The sequence below is a fragment of the Sinorhizobium mexicanum genome (assembly GCF_013488225.1).
GTDB classification, from domain to species: Bacteria; Pseudomonadota; Alphaproteobacteria; order Rhizobiales; family Rhizobiaceae; genus Sinorhizobium; species Sinorhizobium mexicanum.
Genome location: NZ_CP041241.1, coordinates 1,051,609 through 1,070,001 on the forward strand (window position 1 = coordinate 1,051,609; position 18,393 = coordinate 1,070,001).

Sequence of the window (18,393 nt, forward strand, 5' to 3'; positions counted from 1 at the left end):
AATGTCTGTTGCCGAAAAATCAACTGCCGCCCCGGAACAGGACAATGCGAGGCCCATGAATGGCCGCGTGGACGCGATCGATCAGGGTCGCCTCTTCGGCTGGGCATTCGACCCGGCGACGCCCAGCAAACGGCTAATCATCCGCGTGATCCTCGATGGCAGCGTGATCGCCGAGGCCGTCGCCGACCGCAATCGTCCCGACCTCAAGCGCAACGGCATCGGTGACGGCAGCCACGCCTTCGAGATTGCGCTGCCGGAGGCGGCTGCGGCACGCACGGCCGACCTCGTCGTGACGGCCGTGGACGGGCGCGGCGCGGAGCAGAGGCTGCGTGTCCCCCGCCCCGACGAGCAGGCCGCCGAAGCTCTCATTGCCGCGCCGCTGACGAAGGTTCTCGACAAGCTCGACATCCTGATGGCAGCCCAGCGACAATTGCAGGTGTCACAGCGCTCTCTTCTGCGCACGCCGAACGATGTGAGCGGCGAGATCGAGACACAGGGATTGACCGCCATCGGCGACGCGGTTGCAAACCTCCGCTCAGAGGTCGCGCAGCGGCTGGACGACCTCGATGTCCACCTCATGCGGCTCGACGGCGTCGTAGCGGCAATGGAGAAGAACCTCGGCGGCTTGCAGAAGCGTTCGAACGCCGAGGTGAAACCCTTGCTGCTCTTGCTTTTCGTTCTCGTGGGCTTTGCTGCCGGCGCTGCCCTCGCGCTTTTCGCCGGCGCGTAAGGGCTCGACATGGTCGCTGTAGAACAAGCACTTCCTTCGGCTTCGCAGCTTGCCACCAGGATCATCAAGGGTGGACGAGTCCTCGCCTGCCCCGTCGATGAAGCATCTTTACTCGTCATCGGTACGGGCGAACGAATGGCCGGAACGCTGTTGGCGGAGATCAACGACGACGACGCCACCCGAGGGACTGCCTCTGTCACCGGCTGGCGCTTGGCCTCGCCTTCGAGATCGGCGACGCATGGGTTCGCGGCGTTGCTGCAGATGAAGGACACCGGCCGTCCGCTTTCGACGCTCCGCCTCGGAGAGGAGGCCGACAAGCGATACATCTTCACCCCGCGATTGGTCCCGGTGAGCGATGCAGCCGTGATCCTGGCGGAACTTGCCGGGGAGCAAATCGGCGACACGCTGGATTCTCTGACCGATGCGCTGATGCAAGGAACTGTCGGGCCGCGAAGGCTTGCCGCGATAATCGCTCTTTTGCAGTCCCGGAAGGGGAGCGACGGTTCCATAGAGCTCCTAGGCGAAACCCAGGACGGAGTAATCTTCGTCAAGGGCTGGAGCCGCATCATCGAACCCGGCAGCTGCCGCGTGGTGGTGAATAGCGCCAAGCCCGCCTTCTGCGACTGTGGGATTGCCACTTTTCTCCGTCAGGACGTTCCGGCAGGAGGCTCGGGTTTCGTCGGACTGCTATCGACAAGAGAACCGCTTCGGGTCCGTGACATCGAGGGACTCGTCTATCGCGGGCGTGGCGGCTGGAGGTACGCTCCCGTTCATGAGCACCGGCAGGTCGCTGGGCCTTCGGAGACACCCGGGCATATTCGCTCCGTGCTGCTCCAGACCCGTAGTTCGCCGCAGGTTCTCCTGGAACTGCGCTCGGCCGCAAACAGCTTCGAGGGCCGCGAGACGGTCTCCGCGCTTCCCGTCCCGGTTCGGATGGGAATAGACAGCGCCTTTCAGGTGAGCGGAGGCGCATTCCTGATCTCGGGCTGGCTGCTTGACCCCGAAGCGCACGTGCAAAGCGTCAAGCTCTGTAGCGGACGGGCAGCCACGCGGCTCGACGATAACTGGAGCAGGCTGGAGCGCTCCGACGTGACGGACGCGTTCACCGATGAGCCGGCGTTCCGGAGCGCATTCGACCATGACAGCCCTCCCCACGGGTTCATCGCTTTTGTAAGTGGCCCCGGCTGGGATTCGGCGATATCCTTCCATCTGGAGCTGACGCTGAGGGATTCTCGTCGCGCCTTCATGCCGCTCACGCCGATCCGCGTTCCGCCCCGCGTGGCCGTCCTTCGCCAGATCAGTGCCATCGATCCGGAACACTGGGGAATCGCCGAAATCGTCGATCGCCAGATCGTTCCCTTCCTGTGCGCATCAGAGAGGACTTCTCCATCGATTGCCGCCACCGTCGACGCGGGTCCGTTCGAGCAGGCAGGCGGTCCGCCGATCGTCATAGCCGCCAAGGACACCGAGGACGGAGATATCGCTCCCATCCTCGGACTCCTGGCACTCGATCCCGAAACCCGCCTTGCGCCTATCGCACTCGTCTTGCCCGCAGAACGCTTTCGGCGACAGGCAAGCCGCGTCAAAGAACTCGCGCAATTCTACCGGCTGTCGCTCAAGCTCATGGCGGCTGAGGAGAGCGGCGATCTCTACGACCTTCTGGAAGCGGGGGTCCGGGCGCTGTCGCATGAAACGGTGGTTCTGCTTGCCGGCTCGCTGTTGCCGCTCCGAGCCGGATGGTACGGCAAGCTCGTCGCCGCCCATGACACGCAGGGGGGCGTCATTTCCCCCACGCTTGCCTATGAGGACCATTCAGTTCGCTGGACCGGAAGCTGGCCGGCCGGGCAATCCGAATATCCGGCGTTGAGCCGCTATGCCGGCTACCCCTTAAGCGCCGTAACAGGCCTCAAATTGACCCAGGTCGCGGCAGCATCCTTCGAGTGCTGCATCCTGCCACGCGAAGCCTTCCTCGTCGCCGGAGGCTTTTCCGGCGGCTATCTCGGCTCGCAGCAAAAGGGCCTGGACCTTGGCCTGAGGCTCAGCCGCTCCGGAATACCCTCGTACTGGCTGCCAGCGGTGCAGATGCTGGGGGCTGATGAGTCGTCCGGTGCAGCGACGGCGGCACTCGCTCCCCTCGTGAAGCGGATCGATCGAAGAATATTCGCTTCCCGCTGGGCTCCGGCTCGCCATGACAGTTGGTTCGAAGAGGTCTCCGCATGAGCGATCGGCTCCGTGTTCTCGTTGTTTCACATGGCCATCCGACAATGTCTCTTGGCGGAGCGGAGACGGCGTCCCACAGCCTTCACAAGGGGCTGAACACGTTGCCGGGGCTTGAATCGATCTATCTGGCTCGCGTCGGCCATCCTGTCCCGCGCCACGGTGCGTCGGCGCTCATGAGCCACCGTCTCGCGCCGGATGAAGTCCTCTTCCACGCCGACGACTACGACCACTTCTTCCTCTCCAACGGCGATACCGAAGCAATCCGTCGCGACCTCCTGCGCTTTGTCGGCGATCTCACCCCCCATGTGGTTCACTTCCATCACCTGATCGGCATGGGAGTGGAGGCCCTCTATGCCCTTCGCGAGGCATTGCCGGAAGCGATCATCGTGGTGACCTTCCACGAATATCTTTCGATCTGCCACAATCACGGGCAAATGGTGAAGCGGCCTTCCGGCCAACTCTGTAGCAGGGCTTCGCCCATCGGCTGCCACGGATGCTTTCCCGAAATCCCGGTGTCCCGATTCCTGAAGCGCGAACAGTTCCTGCGCGGCATGCTCGGCCTTGCCGACGCCTTCGTCTCGCCCAGCATGTTCCTCGCCACGCGGTATGTCGAATGGGGAATCGACGCGGAGAAACTCTCCGTCATCGACAACGGGATAGTGACTGGCGAGATCGCGCCGGTGCGAGACCTGCCGGCTCAGACCGCCCGGCGAAACCGCTTCGCCTATTTCGGGCAGATGACACCTTTTAAAGGCATCGATGTGCTCATCGATGCCGTTTCACGCGTGCCGCAGGAGATCTGGGGCGAGGATTCCTGCCTGATGATCTTCGGCGGCAACCTTGAACGCCAGCCAACCGAATTCCAGGACCGGCTCAAGAAGCTTATCGACGAGGCCGGCCGCAGGGTGCGCTTCTACGGTGCCTATCAAAACGGGGACATGCCGCGGCTTATGCGCTCCGTCGACTGGGTGGTCCTGCCGTCCACCTGGTGGGAGAACTCGCCGATGGTTATCCAGGAAGCGTTGCACCACCGTCGGCCGATCATCTGCGCCGACATCGGCGGGATGGCCGAGAAAGTTCGGGACGGGAGAGACGGCCTGCATTTCCGCGCCGGCAGCGCGCAGGATCTGGCCGATCGACTGATCGAAGCGGTGCGCGAGCCACAGGTTTGGGATCGACTGCATGCAACCCTGCGGCCGCCGACGAGCCATGTCGACTCCGCTCGCGCCCACGCAGACCTCTATCGCCGGCTACTCGGAGAAAAACGGAGCGCGAGGAATGGCGGGCACTACGACCCGGTCTCACTGACCGCCTGAACCCCTTGGGAAGAAGCCCGTCATGTTTCCCGAAGGGGTGAAGCCACGTTCGCGGTGCGGTCCAAATTGTTTCGGAGACTCCATATGCTCATTTATTCCGACGAAAACCTCGAGGTCATACATCGCCCCGGATCGTCGGCGTATCTTCTCGTCACCTTCAATGAAATGGAAATGCAGGCGAACGGCAGTCGCTTTTGGGGTCAACGGTTCTGCGAAAAGGCAGACATTGCCGCACTCGGTTTCATCAGCAGGCGACCGAACTGGTTCCCGGCCGCAAGCGTCGTGAAGGCGGTGAACGCCGCGGCATCGATACTTCGCACAGCGTCGGAGCGCATCCTCTACGGCCATTCGCAGGGCGGCTACGCGGCGCTGCGCTACCGGCGCCGCTTCGACGCGACGGTCGCCATCGCCTTTTGTCCGCAACTCTCGATAGACCCCAGGGCCGTGCCGTTCGACGGCCGGTTCACGCGCCATTACGTGGCCGATCTCCATGCCAACATGGGGATTGCAGCGGACCAAGCGGCCGGCAGCGCCTATATTTTCTACGACCCCTTCCATGCTGTCGATCGCCGCCACGCCGAGCGGATTGCGGCACTGCAAGCGAACACACGCCTCATCCCCGTGCACATGACGGGGCACGGCACGGTCCGGGCATTCGCCGGAACCGCGCGCGCCCTTTCGCTTATCGAGGCCTGCCGCGCAGACGACGATCCGAGTCTGCACGCACTCGCTCGCGCAGCCCGGGTCGATGCACCCATGCGTCCCTATCAGATCGCGGTCGCGGCGGTTGCCCGCCACCCCGCCTGGGCCGACCGGGTTCATCGGCGCTTCGGCGGCGGCTTTTCTCCTGTCGAGCGGGTCAACTTTCTCTACCATCGCGCCAACCGCCATATCCGCGACGGCGAACTCGGCGTTGCACGCGACAAGCTGGCCGAGGTCGTCGCGCTGCGACCGGGTGACCCAGGCTTCGCGTGGCGGTTAAAGGAGCTCGAAAGCCGTATGGCTCGCGCAATCTAGATCCGAACCCTTAGGTCACCTCGGGTTCGGCAGCCCTACAGCGGAAAGAAGATCAGATCCCGCAAACTGCACACCCCTCTATTCTCCAATGTCCTTCGAACAGCTCACGTTCGCGAACAAGGCCTTCGCGAACAAGATCGAAAAAGGCGCGCACGCGGGCTGCGCTCTTCGGGCGATCGCGACCACCAGAGCGCGCAGTTGAACAAGGCGGCGCCGAGCGCGTATAAATATCATGGACTTCGGTTGGACGAGCGCCTCATGCCTCGAAGGCCCGCGTTTCGGGAACGTCCGTGCGCCCGGAACGTTTCGGATATGCAGTATCCGGCGAAGCGCCGCCGAGCCGACCATCCGGGAACAACCTGGAGTGAGGGCCATGGAACAAACAAACGCTTGCAAATTGGCAAAGGAATATCTGCGCCTCGGCGGTCATCGCCGGGTGGTCATCGACGATAACCAGACCTCGGTCAGAAACTGGGAGCCTGAGCCTGCGGCGGCCGAGGCGTTCTGGAGGAAAAACGTCGAAAGTCTCGGGCCGGAAAGACAGCGCGAGGTGCAACTCCTGCTGCCTACGATCAATCGCGCATAGGGCAAAGGCCTGGCTGAGTCCGCACCAGTGCCAGCGTGTGCCGCTTTAGCGGGTGATTTTTTGCGCCCACGCGCGGAACAGAAAACTTCGTTTCTGAATTGTAGCCATGTCACCGATACGCGGAATGCGGCTGCGAAAGCGTTGAGATGAATAGACCGGATTGCCCCAGCAAGGTGTCGACAGAGTCTCTCGACGACGAATGGTGGACTCAGCATCGCGGTGACTCGCCGATCGTCGCCACGGCCATCCACAACGGCCATGCGGTGCGCGGCGAGGTCGGACGTCTCCTCGGCCTTTCGGCCGCGGAACGACTGCGGGAGGAGGATCCGTTCACCGAGTTCATCATCCGCGACTTCCCGAACCGGATTGTCGTTCACCGGTCGCGCTTCGAGGTCGATATCAATCGCCCCCGCGGTGTTGCGATATACGTGCGGCCTGAGCAGGCCTGGGGCCTCAATGTCTGGACCGTCAAGCCCCCGCAAGATTTGGTCGAAGCGTCGCTCGCGATGCATGACGAATATTACGCCATGCTGGAGGCGATGCTCGCGGGCATCGAGCGGCGCCATGGACGCTTCGTCGTTCTTGACGTCCATAGCTACAACCACCGGCGCCGCGGTCCTGAAGCGGAAGCAATGCGGGCGGAAGCGGCGCCGGAGGTCAACATCGGCACATTTTCGATGGATCGCGTGAAATGGGCCCGGGTCGTGGATGCTTTCGTCGAGGCCCTGGGGACAGTTGACTGGCAAGGACGACGCCTCGACATACGCGAAAACATCGCGTTTCAGGGCAGAGGTGAACAAACGCGATTCATCCATGAGCGCTTCCCTGACACGGGTTGCGCGATCGCTGTCGAATTCAAGAAGTTCTTCATGGACGAGTGGACGGGCGAACCGAACATGGAGGCGCTTGCGGCGCTCAGGGAGCTTGTCGCATCGACCCTGCCGTCGCTCGTCAACGCTTTGGGACCGAGCCGATGAAACGTTCCGCCGCGCCCGCCGCCAGGGATACGACAGATACACCCGACTGGCTCGCGGAGGCGTTGGCGAGCATCAAGGCCGACAAGGCTGTACGAAAAGACCTTCCGGATGGCGGACGGCTGCATATCGATCGCGCATTGCCCTTTCTTTGCCTGCACATCTCCGGCGACGACGAAGGTCCGGTTGCCCGCGAGATCGCCCAGGCGAATGCCTCCTACCTCGTTGCGCCAGATGCCAACGTTTCTGCCTTGGTCATCGAAGCCGTCGGCGGGCTGCTCAAGCGGCGTCTCGGTGCATTCATGGTCCTCGAAATCGGCGAACTCGCCCGCGACGAACTGTTGACCGACGACGCGCCGTACCTTCCCCCGTTCAAGATCGAGGTCACGGCAAGCCCGCAAGGGCCGGCGCGGATTGCCGCCAAGGCATTCGCCAATGCCGCCGAGGCGACCGAAGCGAAGTTCCGTACGCCACGTGTCGAGATTCGTGAAGCCGAAGGACTGGACCTGCCGTTTCCCTGTCTTCGCGTGCGGTTTGCACCGATCTATCGGCAGCGTGAGTCCGGCAACATCTATCCGCAGCTACGTGAGCGCCTCATCGCGAGCATCTTCGATGCCGGCCTGCAAGCCTTCGCGGCTTTCGTCAGGGCTACCAAAAGCATGAACATCTCGACGCATCGGGCGCTCGGCAGGAAGGCCTTCATCGACGCCGTGGTGCGCACAGACCGCAGTATCGACGAGGTTGCTTCGACCTTCGATTTCCTGCTCGCCGTGACCCCGATCAACGCCGAAGCAGCCTGGAGCGAGTTTGCCGCAAGCGAGTACAGGCGACCTCCCCGTTTTCTCTATCGGCCGTTGACGCTGGAGGTCGAGAAGGCAAAGAAAAAGCTCTTCTCGATCGCCTTCGACCACCTCGAAGATCCGGTGCTTTATCATCTCTACCGCGAAAAGCAGCAGGAGCTCGACCTTCAGCTTTCGTTGCTCTCGGCCCGGGAGCGCGCAACATTCATCGAGTTCGGCCGCGCCCTCTACGGTCCCGTCGAGCCGGAACTCTTGCGGACAGCGCAGGATATCCTTGCACGGACCGGCGACGGCGCCACCGATGCAGCCCCCGAATCGCGCGTTGCGGAGCGACATGCCGATTGTTATTCCGTCGAGCAACAGGCGCGCGCGATGATTGCCGAGTACCGCCGCCGTTATGCGGGCTTCGACGCCACCGTGGAAGTGCGCGACGATCTTCCCACCGGCCTTCTGGTGTCTGGCAGCCGCCTCCTCATTGCACGCAGCACGGCCATGGACGCGGAGCGTGTCGAACCGATCTTGAGCCACGAGATCGGCGTCCATCTGCTAACCTATTTCAACGGTTCGGCGCAAGGCTTGCGCCTTTTCCGCTCCGGCCTCGCCGGGTACGAAGGCATGCAGGAGGGATTGGCGGTCTTTGCGGAGTTTCTGACGGGTGGCATGAGCCACGAGCGGCTGCGCCTCATCGCCGCCCGCGTCGTTGCCTGCGCCGCAATGCTCGCTGGCGCATCGCTGCCGGAAGCCTATCGACTGCTGGTTCAAGATCACGGGTTCTTGAAGGCCGATGCCTTCAACGTCGTCCTGCGCGTTTACCGCAGCGGGGGTCTTGCCAAGGATGCGATCTACCTGCGCGGCCTTCTGCAACTCCTCGCCCATTTGGCGTCCGACGGCGCCCTGGAGCCCTTCTGGATGGGAAAGATCGCCGCTTCGCATTTCGGCGTGATGCAGGAACTGAGCGCCCGCGGGCTGCTTGGAGTGCCAGCCGTGCGCCCTATATTTCTTGACAATCCGGAAGCACCGTCGCGCTTGGCCAAGGCACGCGCGGGAATGTCGCCACTCGACATGGTCGAACGTTAGGAGCCGGACATGCGCATCGCCTTTTTCGTCAATTCCATCGAAGGCGAGGCTACCTACTACGCGACGACCTGGCTTGCACTCGCGGCACTCGCCCGTGGCCACGATGTTTGCTACGTCACTCCCGGGGACTTCGTGCTGCGTTCCGACGACAGCCTGATTGTCCGCGCGACGACCCTGCATGGCCCGAAACCGAAGAAGCCGGAGACGTTGCTCAATGCGCTCAAGGACGAGCGAGCGAAGGTCAGGACGATCGACATCAAGGAAATCGACGTGCTCTTTCTGCGCAACGATCCTTCGGAAGACGCCGAACGGCGTTCGTGGGCAGCCTATGCCGGCGTGAATTTTGGCCACCTGGCGGCTGATCGCGGCGTGATCGTCGTCAACGATCCGGCCGGCTTGGCGGGTGCTCAGAACAAGCTCTATTTGCAAGGTTTTCCGGAAGTTGTTCGCCCCACCACGCTGATCTCCCGGAGCATCGAGGAAATCCGGGGCTTCATCGATGCGCATCCTGACGGCGTGATCCTGAAGCCTTTGCAGGGATCAGGCGGCAAAAACGTTTTCAAGATCAGCTCCCGGGAAGAAGCCAACCTCAATCAGATATTTGAAGCTGCCAGCGGCGAAGGGTACCTGATTGCCCAGACCTACCTGCCCGAAGCGACCGCCGGTGATATCCGCCTTTTTCTCATGAACGGACGGCCTCTGGAGCGCGACGGTGTACATGCCGCGCTCCGCCGGGTGCCGGCCAAGGGCGATGTGCGCTCGAACATGCACGCGAGCGGTACACCCGAAGCAGCAACGGTCACGCCGGAAATCCTGGCCCTGGCGGAAAAGCTCCGACCGAAGCTGGTTGAAGACGGCATGTTTCTGGTGGGCCTTGACATCGTCGGCGACAAGATACTGGAGATCAATGTCTTCAGTCCCGGAGCCCTCCCGGAGATCGCCGCGCTTTATGGCGTGGATTTCAGCGAGGACATCATCATCGCGCTGGAAAACAAGCAGAGCATTCGGCGGCTCTATGGGAAAACGTTGTCGAACCGCACGCTGGCGACGCTCTGACGTCATCACTGAAGCGATATGACTCGCCAATGAATTTGGCGCGAATACGCTTAATGATTTCAAACGTGAGTTTACAAAAGTAATATTATATGATTTTTTCTCGGCAGCTGCATGGAGAGCAGCTTTCTTTGGGAGGAAATCATGAAATTTGCGAAGGCACTCGCGAGTGCAACGATCCTTGCTGCCTGCACTTTCGGCAGCGCATCGGCCGCGGAACTCGTCGTCGGCTTTTCCCAGATCGGATCGGAGTCCGGCTGGCGTGCTGCCGAAACGACACTGACGAAGCAGCAGGCCGAGCAGCGCGGAATCGACCTCAAATTCGCCGATGCGCAGCAGAAGCAGGAAAACCAGATCAAGGCTATCCGTTCCTTCATCGCGCAAGGCGTGAACGCGATCCTTGTCGCTCCCGTGGTCGCAACCGGCTGGGACGAAGTGCTGCAGGAGGCGAAGGATGCCGAAATTCCCGTCATCCTGCTCGACCGCACCGTCGACGCATCCGACGATCTCTATCTGACAGCGGTGACCTCCGACCTCGTCCACGAAGGCAATGTTGCCGGCAAGTGGCTTGCCGACACGGTTGCCGGCAAGCCCTGCAACGTCGTCGAGCTTCAGGGCACGACCGGTTCGTCACCGGCGATCGACCGCAAAAAGGGCTTCGAGCAGGCCCTCTCCGGTCACGATAACCTGAAGATCATCCGCAGCCAGACCGGCGACTTCACCCGTACCAAGGGCAAGGAAGTCATGGAAAGCTTCCTGAAGGCGGAAGGCGGCGGCAAGAACATCTGCGCGCTCTACGCCCATAACGACGACATGGCCGTCGGCGCGATCCAGGCAATCAAGGAAGCCGGCTTGAAGCCGGGCACGGACATCCTCGTCGTCTCGATCGATGCCGTTCCGGATATCTTCCAGGCCATGGCCGCTGGCGAAGCCAACGCGACGGTCGAACTGACCCCGAACATGGCGGGACCCGCCTTCGACGCCCTCGCCGCCTACTTGAAGGATGGAAAGGCACCGGGAAAATGGATCCAGACGGAATCGAAGCTTTATACCCAGGCTGACGATCCGATGAAGGTCTACGAGGAGAAGAAGGGCCTCGGCTACTGATCTCTCGCTACTGCATGTTTCCTTAGATCGTAGCCGATTAAGGACAAAAACATGCAGCAATTCAACGTGCTACAGCGACCGTTGTGCGTCTGAAAGGACGCACGGCGCCGTAGCGGCCCGCCACGGCAGATCCGTTGCGGGCCGCTTCTGCCGTTCGGCAAAGAAGGCACGACCGGAAACGAGGAGAGATGTCGCCGAGACGCGGCATTGTCTCCGCCCCGGTCTCGACGTTCCAGAGACGGAATCCATGCAAGCCACCAGCGACAACATTCTTTCAGCGGTCCGGATAGACAAGGGCTTTCCGGGCACCAAGGCCTTGGACAAGGTCGACTTCCTTCTGCAGCGAGGCGAGGTTCACGCGCTTCTCGGAGAGAACGGCGCCGGCAAATCGACGCTCATCAAATGCCTGACCGGTGCCTACCGCCGGGATGGCGGCAGCATCCTGCTCGATGGGGTCGAAGTCGACCCGCGCGACACCTTCGACGCCCAGCGATTGGGGATCGGGACCGTCTATCAGGAGGTGAACCTGTTGCCGAACCTCAGCGTAGCGGAGAATCTGTTTCTCGGACGGCAACCGCGCCGCCTCGGCATGGTCGACATTCGGGCAATGAACCGCAAGGCACGCGAGCTTCTTTCGGAATACGAGCTTGAGCTCGATGTCACGCGCGCCCTCGGGAGTTATTCGGTCGCCATCCAGCAGATCGTGGCCATCGCCCGCGCAGTCGACCTTTCGGGCAAGGTGTTGATCCTCGACGAGCCGACGGCGAGCCTCGATGCCCATGAAGTCGCGATGCTCTTTTGCATCGTCCGGCGCCTCAAGGCACGCGGGCTAGGCATCATATTCATCACGCACTTCCTCGAGCAGGTCTACGAAATTTCGGACCGCATTACGGTGCTCCGGAACGGGCGGCTTGTCGGAACCCGCAACACGGCCGACCTCAACCGCCGCGATCTGATCGCGATGATGATCGGCCGCGAACTCGCGGCAGAGATACACGCAGTCCAGGCTAACGCTGCGGAAGGCGAGCCTCGCTACCGGTTCAGAAACTACGGCCGGCGAGGACGCATCGATCCTTTCGATCTCGACGTCAGGGCGGGTGAGGTCGTCGGTATAGCCGGCCTGCTCGGTTCGGGCCGTACCGAAATGGCCGAAGTACTCTTTGGTGCCCATCGCGCCGACAGTGGCACTGCGGAAATCGACGGCCGCCGCGTCGACCTATCGTCGCCTCGTGCTGCCATCCGCCAGAAATTCGGCTTTTGCCCAGAGGACCGCAAGACCGCCGGCATCGTCGGCGATCTCTCTGTGCGTGAGAACATCGTCCTCGCTCTGCAGGCAAGGCGCGGCTGGACGCGTCCGATCTCGCGTGCGGAGCAGAATCGACTGGCTGACCTTTATATCCGGACCCTGGATATCCGGACCGCCGACAGGGAAAAGCCGATCAAGCTGCTTTCCGGTGGAAACCAGCAGAAAGCCATTCTCGCCCGCTGGCTGGCCACCGAACCCGAATTCCTGATCCTCGACGAACCAACGCGCGGTATCGATGTCGGCGCACATGCCGAGATCGTCAGGCTGATCGAATCACTGCGTGAGAAGGGCATGTCACTGATCGTCATTTCATCGGAACTCGAAGAGCTGATCGCCTACAGCACACGGATCATTGTTCTTCGCGACCGCGCCCACGTCGCCGAACTCGAGGGAGAGCACATTACCGCCCATCAGATCGTCGAGGCGATTGCCGCGGCCAACGAGCGGAGGGCATCGTGATACCAATTCTCCGCACCTATCTCGCCCGCTTGCTTCCGCAGCTAATCGCACTCGCGGCTATTCTCATCGCGATTTCAATGACGTTTCCCGGTTTTCTCAACCTGGAAATTCAGAATGGCCGCCTCTACGGCAGCCTGATCGACATCCTCAACCGGGGTGCTCCGGTCGTGCTGCTGGCGATCGGCATGACCGTCGTCATCGCAACCAAGGGCATCGATCTTTCCGTTGGCGCGGTCATGGCGATTTGCGGTGCCGTGGCCGCGTCCTTCATCACTTCCGGCCATTCCCTCTTTGAAACGCTCCTCATCACGATTGCAGTCGGTATCCTTTGCGGGATGTGGAACGGCATTCTCGTTGCGGTCCTCGACATTCAGCCGATTATTGCAACGCTTGTGCTGATGGTTGCCGGGCGAGGCATCGCCCAGCTCGTCACCGAGGGCGCAATCCTCACCTTCAATGACCCCGGCCTCATCTTCATCGGCAGCGGTTCCTTTGCCGGTTTACCGATGCCTGTCGTAGTGTGGCTCGTCTTCGGAATCCTCGTCGCACTGCTCGTGCGGCGGAGCGCGCTCGGCATGCTGATCGAGGCGATCGGCGTCAATCGCCAGGCAAGCACGCTGTCAGGAGTTCTTACGCCGGTGCTTCTGATTGCCGCCTATATGCTCTCCGGCCTCAGCGCCGCGATTGCCGGCATCATCGCTGCTGCCGACATCAGAGGGGCCGATGCCAACAATGCCGGGCTCTGGCTGGAGCTCGACGCCATTCTGGCGGTCGTGGTCGGGGGGACTTCCCTTCTCGGCGGCCGCTTCAGCATCGCCGCGTCGGTGCTTGGGGCAATCATCATCCAGGCGATCAATACCGGCATCCTGCTTTCCGGTTTCCCGCCGGAATTCAACCTCATCATCAAGGCGGCAATCATCGTCTTCATCCTGGTCCTCCAGTCGCCGCGTTTTCGCGCCGCCTGTGCCTTCCTCGCCATCCCGAGGCGAGCAGCCAAAACGACCGAGCAGGAGGCGAAATGAAGCAGAAATATCTGCCACTTACGGCAACAATCTTAATCTTCGTCTTAAGTTATGCGCTTTGCGCCGCCCAATATCCGAACATTCTCTCCACCCGGGTTATCGGCAATCTGTTGACCGACAATGCCTTCCTCGGCATCGCCGCCGTGGGCATGACCTTCGTCATTCTCTCGGGCGGCATCGATCTCTCGGTGGGTTCCGTCATCGCCTTCACGGGGGTGTTCCTGGCTGTTGTTCTGGAACACACCAGCATGCACCCGCTCGCCGCCTTCGCGCTGGTCCTCACTATCACCACGCTTTTCGGCGCGCTGATGGGGGTGATCATCCATTATCTCGAAATGCCGGCCTTCATCGTGACGCTGGCTGGAATGTTCCTGGCGCGCGGCATGGCCTTCGTGCTGTCGATCGATTCCATCCCGATCAAGCATCCGTTCTACGCGACATTGAAAGGGCTCTATTACAAGCTGCCAGGCGGGGGACGGATCACCCTCATCGGCGGCCTGATGCTGCTGGTCTTCGCCGTCGGCATCCTGGTTGCTCACCGGACCCGGTTCGGTACGAACGTCTATGCGCTCGGCGGCGGCACGGCGACGGCAAAGCTCATGGGCGTTCCGGTCGCCAGCACAACGGTCAAGATCTATGCCTTCTCGGGGCTGCTTGCGGGGCTCTCCGGGATCGTCTTTTCGCTTTACACGTCGGCCGGCTATTCGCTTGCCGCAGTCGGCGTCGAGCTTGATGCAATCACTGCGGTCGTCATCGGCGGCACGCTGCTGACCGGTGGATCGGGCTTCGTTGCCGGAACGCTTGTGGGTCTCTTCATCCAGGGCCTGATCCAGACCTACATAACCTTCGATGGATCGCTCTCCAGCTGGTGGACGAAGATCCTGATCGGCGCGCTTCTCTTTGCCTTCATCCTCCTGCAAAAGGGGATCATCCATCTGTCGCGCGATGCCCGACAACGCGCTTGAGTGAGCCGAGGACCCTGTGAATGGCGCCGGAAACCTTCGCCAAACGACCACGCAAGCGCACAAGCCACCAGCTCGTCGTCGACGAGCTCGGCCAGGCGGTGGTCGGCGGCGAATTTGCCGTTGGCGACATACTGCCAGGCGACGCGGAGCTTGCGGCACGTTTCAATGTCTCGCGCACCGTCCTGCGCGAAGCGATGAAGACGCTTGCGGCGAAGGGGCTTGTCTTCCCGCGTGCGCGCATCGGAACGCGCGTCATGCCGCGGACGCATTGGAACCTGTTCGACGGCGATGTCCTTTCCTGGCATTTCAATGTCGGGGTGGACCAGGATTTCCTGCATCACCTGAGCGAGGTGAGGCTGGCCCTCGAGCCCTATGCTGCCGCCCTTGCGGCCCGACGGGCGTCCGACGCGGACATCAGCCAGATGATGCGGCTTGCGGTCGCCATGGGCGATGGCGAGCACAGTGCCCAGACGCTGGCCCATGCCGACCTCGAATTCCATCTTCATCTGCTCGAAGCCTCGCTCAACCCCTTCATGCGAACGGTGGGAAGCCTTATCGAAGCAGCCTTGATCGGCGTCTTCAAACTCACGAGCCCAACCCGCGATGACACCGAAATCGACCGCGTTGCGATGGCGCATATCCGCATCGTCGAGGAGATCCAGCGCCGTGACGAGGACGGCGCCCGAAACGCAATGGAAAACGTGATCCGTGTGGGGCAGGATCGGCTCATGCTTAACCTCACGGAGGGCAAGGCATCTCTTCGGAACGGGTCGTAAAACTCGAAACGTTATGTGAAGAACAAATTGTTATGGCCGCCTCTTCAGATAAAGCGGCCGCCCGATCTGACGATTGCCTAGCTCGCGTGACCCGCAAGATGGAGATGGCGCGGCGGCTCGATGCCGACGCGGCCGTTTTCCGATTCAATCCGTTTGCCCGTCGCGATGTCAAAAAGATGCAATTGCGCCGGGTCTATCGCAAGGCCGATGATCTCACCGCTTCTTGCCGCGCCACGCCCGGTCTCCACGATCGTCAATTCCGGCTCGGTCGCCGACGTGATGAAGGTCGCCGATCCGGTGGACTCGACGATACCGACCGGGACGTCGAAAGCACCCTGCCCTTCGGTAACAACCTTAATGTGCTCTGGCCGAATACCTGCAGTGACGGACGAGCCTGACGCAAGGCGGCTGCCAAGTGCGAGTTTCGCCTGCGTCTTGCCGAAGTCGAGGACGATATGCGCACCATCTTCCACGACGGTCGCCGGTATGAAGTTCATCGCGGGCGAGCCTATGAAGCCCGCCACGAATTTGTTGGCCGGGCGGTCATAGAGATCGAGCGGTCGGCCCTGCTGCTCGATGATGCCGTCGCGCATGACGACGACATGGTCGGCCATCGTCATCGCCTCGATCTGGTCGTGCGTCACGTAGACGGATGTTGCCTTGAGCCGGTCATGCAGGGCGCGGATTTCCTTGCGCATGTGCACGCGAAGAGCCGCGTCGAGATTGGAAAGCGGCTCGTCGAATAGGAACGCTTTCGGGTGGCGGATGATCGCTCGGCTCATCGCGACACGTTGGCGCTGGCCGCCCGAGAGTTCACGCGGGTAGCGCTTCATCAAATGCGAGAGGCCGGTCGTTGCCGCCACTTCTTCCGCCGCCTTGCGCGCCTCGGCCTTCTTCACGCCGCGGATGCGCAGGCTGTAGGTCAGGTTCTCCTCGACTGTCATATGCGGATAAAGCGCATAGGACTGGAAGACCATCGCGACATCGCGCTTGCGAGGCGGAACGTCATTCATGAGCGCGCCGGCGATCTTCATCTCGCCGGTCGAGATCTTCTCAAGACCCGCGAGCGAACGAAGCAAAGTGGACTTGCCGCAGCCGGACGGGCCGACGAGGGCGACGAAGGTCCCCTCCTCTATCGCGAGATTGATGTTCTTCAGCGCGTGAAAGGCACCGTAGAACTTGTTGACGCCGTTGAGTTCGATCTGAAGGGTCATTTGAGGGCTCCCGAAGTGAGGCCGGAAACGATGCGGCGCTGCAAGAGAATGAAGGCTGCCAGAATGGGCGTCACATAGATCGTGGCGTAGGCCATGATATTGTTCCATTCATTGGTGTTCGGCCCCATGAAGGAATTCAGGCCGACGCTGGCGGGCTGCAGTTCGACGGCCTGGATCATCGACTTCGAATAGACGAACTCGCCAAAGGCCTGCATGAAGATCAGGATCGCGCTGACCAGAATGCCGTTGCGCGCCAGTGGCAGGACGATGTTGAAGAAGGCGCCGATACGAGAATTGCCGTCGACGAGCGCCGCCTCCTCGAGTTCCATCGGCACGCTCATGAAGGTCGCCCGGACGAGCACCACGAAGAACGGCATGCTCTTGGCGGCGATCGCCAGGATGACCGCAAAGCGCGGCGTGTCGAGAAGCCCGAACTGCGAGAAGCCGACGAAGATGGGCGTGACCATCAGCGAGGCCGGCAGCACCTGCAGCATGAGGATAAGGAACAGGCCGATATCGACCCAGACATTGCGATAGCGCGCGAGAACATAGGCGCAGCCGACGCCGAGCACCGAGATCAGCGCCACCGCACCGAATGCGATGACCAGCGAGTTCCAGAGGTAGCGCCCCATGTTCCGGCTTTGCCAGACGTCCGCGTAGATGCTCCATTGCGGCTCGCTCGGCCAGAACTTCGGCGGCGTCGCGAACATGGCCGAACCGGTCTTCAACGCGGTGATGTACATCCAGTAGAGCGGAAACAGATAGATGGCGGCGAGCACGAGCGCGACGGCCAGCATCAAGCGGTTGCGGATTTGCTCGCTCATCCTCTGACCTCATGACGGGTGGAGCGGACATAGACGACCGAGGCGAACATCACGAAGACGATCATGATCACCGAAATCGTCGCGCCCTTGGCAAAATCATACTGGCGGAAGGAGAGGTCCCAGGCCCAATATTGCGTGACGTTGGACGTGTTGTTCGGCCCTCCCGATGTGATCGCGGCGAAGAGGTCGAACTGCTGCAGGGTGAAGATCAGGCCGAGTGCGATGATCGCGCCGATCGTCGAACGCATCATCGGCAGGGTAATCGTCCAGAAGCGCTGGGGGGCATTGGCGCCGTCAAGTTCGGCCGCCTCGTAGAGATCCTTCGGTATGCCCGAGAGCCCGACGGAAAGCAGGATCATGTTGAAGGACGTGCCGAGCCAGATGTTGGCGATGATGACGGCCCAGAGCGAATAGTTAGGATCGGAGCGCCAGAAGATATTGCCGTCGATGACACCCGTTTCCCTCAGGAGGAAATTGAGAACACCGAAATCGCCGGAAAGGATCCAGTTCCAGATGGCGCCGACGACGAGACCCGGCATCACCCAGGAGACGAGGAAGAGCCCGCGCAGCCATGAGGCGCCAGGAAAATTGGTCCAGAAGAACAGCGCAAGGCCGAAGCCGATCGCGAATTGTCCGGCGATCGAAGCCATCACGAACAGAGCCGTGTTGAAGAGGATCGGCCGGGTTTCAGGCTGGGAAAACAGGTCGACATAGTTACGGAAACCGACGAAAGGTCGAGCGAAGCTGCCGAGGCTGAACATGTCGACCTCCTGGAAGCTCATCACGACATTGTAGACGAGCGGCAGGCCGGACATGACGAACAGGAAGCCGAGCGGCAGCACGACGAGACCGATGTCGAAACCCTTGCCGTCCGTAACACTGGATAGAATTTTCTTCATGGCGATCCCCTTCCCCTGAGGCGATCCCGGCCGAAGCCAAAGATCGCC

Annotated in this window: 16 protein-coding genes; 13 read left to right on the forward strand and 3 right to left on the reverse strand. The window is 61.6% G+C overall.

Going from position 1 to position 18,393, the window contains the following annotated elements; translation table 11 throughout:
• Position 1 precedes the first annotated feature (1 nt).
• From FKV68_RS29030 to FKV68_RS29090, 13 genes are all read left to right on the forward strand, one after another.
• A complete protein-coding gene (locus tag FKV68_RS29030; RefSeq protein ID WP_180942384.1) occupies positions 2 to 730 on the forward strand; it encodes a hypothetical protein in 729 nt (242 codons plus the stop codon).
• 9 nt (positions 731 to 739) lie between these two features.
• Positions 740 to 2,950: a hypothetical protein gene (locus FKV68_RS29035; RefSeq protein ID WP_180942385.1), complete on the forward strand. Its 2,211-nt coding sequence runs from the start codon at positions 740 to 742 to the stop codon at positions 2,948 to 2,950.
• Positions 2,947 to 4,266: a glycosyltransferase family 4 protein gene (locus FKV68_RS29040; RefSeq protein WP_180942386.1), complete on the forward strand. Its 1,320-nt coding sequence runs from the start codon at positions 2,947 to 2,949 to the stop codon at positions 4,264 to 4,266. Before FKV68_RS29035 ends, FKV68_RS29040 begins: the two co-directional genes overlap by 4 nt.
• 84 nt (positions 4,267 to 4,350) lie before the next feature.
• Entirely contained in the window at positions 4,351 to 5,283 is a 933-nt protein-coding gene (locus tag FKV68_RS29045; RefSeq protein ID WP_180942387.1) for a hypothetical protein, read from the forward strand.
• A 373-nt stretch (positions 5,284 to 5,656) separates the two neighbouring features.
• Positions 5,657 to 5,869 carry a hypothetical protein gene (locus tag FKV68_RS29050; RefSeq protein WP_180942388.1) on the forward strand — a complete coding sequence of 71 codons (213 nt, stop codon included), beginning with the start codon at positions 5,657 to 5,659 and terminating at the stop codon, positions 5,867 to 5,869.
• 146 nt (positions 5,870 to 6,015) lie between these two features.
• Positions 6,016 to 6,846 carry an N-formylglutamate amidohydrolase gene (locus tag FKV68_RS29055; RefSeq protein ID WP_180942389.1) on the forward strand — a complete coding sequence of 277 codons (831 nt, stop codon included), beginning with the start codon at positions 6,016 to 6,018 and terminating at the stop codon, positions 6,844 to 6,846.
• Complete coding sequence (locus FKV68_RS29060; protein WP_180942390.1) at positions 6,843 to 8,720, forward strand: flavohemoglobin expression-modulating QEGLA motif protein; 1,878 nt, start codon at positions 6,843 to 6,845, stop codon at positions 8,718 to 8,720. Before FKV68_RS29055 ends, FKV68_RS29060 begins: the two co-directional genes overlap by 4 nt.
• 9 nt (positions 8,721 to 8,729) lie before the next feature.
• Positions 8,730 to 9,776: a glutathione synthase gene (locus tag FKV68_RS29065; RefSeq protein WP_180942391.1), complete on the forward strand. Its 1,047-nt coding sequence runs from the start codon at positions 8,730 to 8,732 to the stop codon at positions 9,774 to 9,776.
• A gap of 141 nt (positions 9,777 to 9,917) precedes the next feature.
• Complete coding sequence (gene ytfQ, locus FKV68_RS29070) at positions 9,918 to 10,880, forward strand: galactofuranose ABC transporter, galactofuranose-binding protein YtfQ (protein ID WP_180942392.1); 963 nt, start codon at positions 9,918 to 9,920, stop codon at positions 10,878 to 10,880.
• Between the two features lie 247 nt (positions 10,881 to 11,127).
• Complete coding sequence (gene ytfR / locus FKV68_RS29075) at positions 11,128 to 12,645, forward strand: galactofuranose ABC transporter, ATP-binding protein YtfR (RefSeq protein WP_180942393.1); 1,518 nt, start codon at positions 11,128 to 11,130, stop codon at positions 12,643 to 12,645.
• Positions 12,642 to 13,667, forward strand: a complete 1,026-nt coding sequence (locus FKV68_RS29080; RefSeq protein ID WP_180942394.1) for an ABC transporter permease — start codon at positions 12,642 to 12,644, stop codon at positions 13,665 to 13,667. The genes ytfR and FKV68_RS29080 overlap by 4 nt, the downstream gene beginning before the upstream one ends.
• Positions 13,664 to 14,632, forward strand: a complete 969-nt coding sequence (gene yjfF, locus FKV68_RS29085) for a galactofuranose ABC transporter, permease protein YjfF (protein ID WP_180942395.1) — start codon at positions 13,664 to 13,666, stop codon at positions 14,630 to 14,632. Before FKV68_RS29080 ends, yjfF begins: the two co-directional genes overlap by 4 nt.
• Positions 14,633 to 14,652: 20 nt before the next feature.
• Positions 14,653 to 15,408 carry a FadR/GntR family transcriptional regulator gene (locus tag FKV68_RS29090; RefSeq protein ID WP_180942396.1) on the forward strand — a complete coding sequence of 252 codons (756 nt, stop codon included), beginning with the start codon at positions 14,653 to 14,655 and terminating at the stop codon, positions 15,406 to 15,408.
• A 77-nt stretch (positions 15,409 to 15,485) separates the two neighbouring features.
• Here the strand turns inward: FKV68_RS29090 and FKV68_RS29095 are convergent, their stop codons facing one another.
• The 3 genes from FKV68_RS29095 to FKV68_RS29105 are packed head-to-tail and all read right to left on the reverse strand — an operon-like array spanning position 15,486 to position 18,345.
• Positions 15,486 to 16,622 carry an ABC transporter ATP-binding protein gene (locus tag FKV68_RS29095; RefSeq protein ID WP_180942397.1) on the reverse strand — a complete coding sequence of 379 codons (1,137 nt, stop codon included), beginning with the start codon at positions 16,620 to 16,622 and terminating at the stop codon, positions 15,486 to 15,488.
• Complete coding sequence (locus FKV68_RS29100; protein WP_180942398.1) at positions 16,619 to 17,446, reverse strand: carbohydrate ABC transporter permease; 828 nt, start codon at positions 17,444 to 17,446, stop codon at positions 16,619 to 16,621. Before FKV68_RS29100 ends, FKV68_RS29095 begins: the two co-directional genes overlap by 4 nt.
• Complete coding sequence (locus FKV68_RS29105; RefSeq protein ID WP_180942399.1) at positions 17,443 to 18,345, reverse strand: carbohydrate ABC transporter permease; 903 nt, start codon at positions 18,343 to 18,345, stop codon at positions 17,443 to 17,445. The genes FKV68_RS29100 and FKV68_RS29105 overlap by 4 nt, the downstream gene beginning before the upstream one ends.
• Positions 18,346 to 18,393 lie beyond the last annotated feature (48 nt).

Excerpts from the sequence above, each read along its gene's own strand:
- FKV68_RS29030 (WP_180942384.1), top strand. The coding sequence starts at position 2 with ATGTCTGTTGCCGAAAAATCAACTGCCGCCCCGGAACAGGACAATGCG.
- FKV68_RS29035 (WP_180942385.1), top strand. The coding sequence starts at position 740 with ATGGTCGCTGTAGAACAAGCACTTCCTTCGGCTTCGCAGCTTGCCACC.
- FKV68_RS29040 (WP_180942386.1), top strand. The coding sequence starts at position 2,947 with ATGAGCGATCGGCTCCGTGTTCTCGTTGTTTCACATGGCCATCCGACA.
- FKV68_RS29045 (WP_180942387.1), top strand. The coding sequence starts at position 4,351 with ATGCTCATTTATTCCGACGAAAACCTCGAGGTCATACATCGCCCCGGA.
- FKV68_RS29050 (WP_180942388.1), top strand. The coding sequence starts at position 5,657 with ATGGAACAAACAAACGCTTGCAAATTGGCAAAGGAATATCTGCGCCTC.
- FKV68_RS29055 (WP_180942389.1), top strand. The coding sequence starts at position 6,016 with ATGAATAGACCGGATTGCCCCAGCAAGGTGTCGACAGAGTCTCTCGAC.
- FKV68_RS29060 (WP_180942390.1), top strand. The coding sequence starts at position 6,843 with ATGAAACGTTCCGCCGCGCCCGCCGCCAGGGATACGACAGATACACCC.
- FKV68_RS29065 (WP_180942391.1), top strand. The coding sequence starts at position 8,730 with ATGCGCATCGCCTTTTTCGTCAATTCCATCGAAGGCGAGGCTACCTAC.
- ytfQ (WP_180942392.1), top strand. The coding sequence starts at position 9,918 with ATGAAATTTGCGAAGGCACTCGCGAGTGCAACGATCCTTGCTGCCTGC.
- ytfR (WP_180942393.1), top strand. The coding sequence starts at position 11,128 with ATGCAAGCCACCAGCGACAACATTCTTTCAGCGGTCCGGATAGACAAG.
- yjfF (WP_180942395.1), top strand. The coding sequence starts at position 13,664 with ATGAAGCAGAAATATCTGCCACTTACGGCAACAATCTTAATCTTCGTC.
- FKV68_RS29090 (WP_180942396.1), top strand. The coding sequence starts at position 14,653 with ATGGCGCCGGAAACCTTCGCCAAACGACCACGCAAGCGCACAAGCCAC.
- FKV68_RS29095 (WP_180942397.1), bottom strand. The coding sequence starts at position 16,622 with ATGACCCTTCAGATCGAACTCAACGGCGTCAACAAGTTCTACGGTGCC.
- FKV68_RS29100 (WP_180942398.1), bottom strand. The coding sequence starts at position 17,446 with ATGAGCGAGCAAATCCGCAACCGCTTGATGCTGGCCGTCGCGCTCGTG.
- FKV68_RS29105 (WP_180942399.1), bottom strand. The coding sequence starts at position 18,345 with ATGAAGAAAATTCTATCCAGTGTTACGGACGGCAAGGGTTTCGACATC.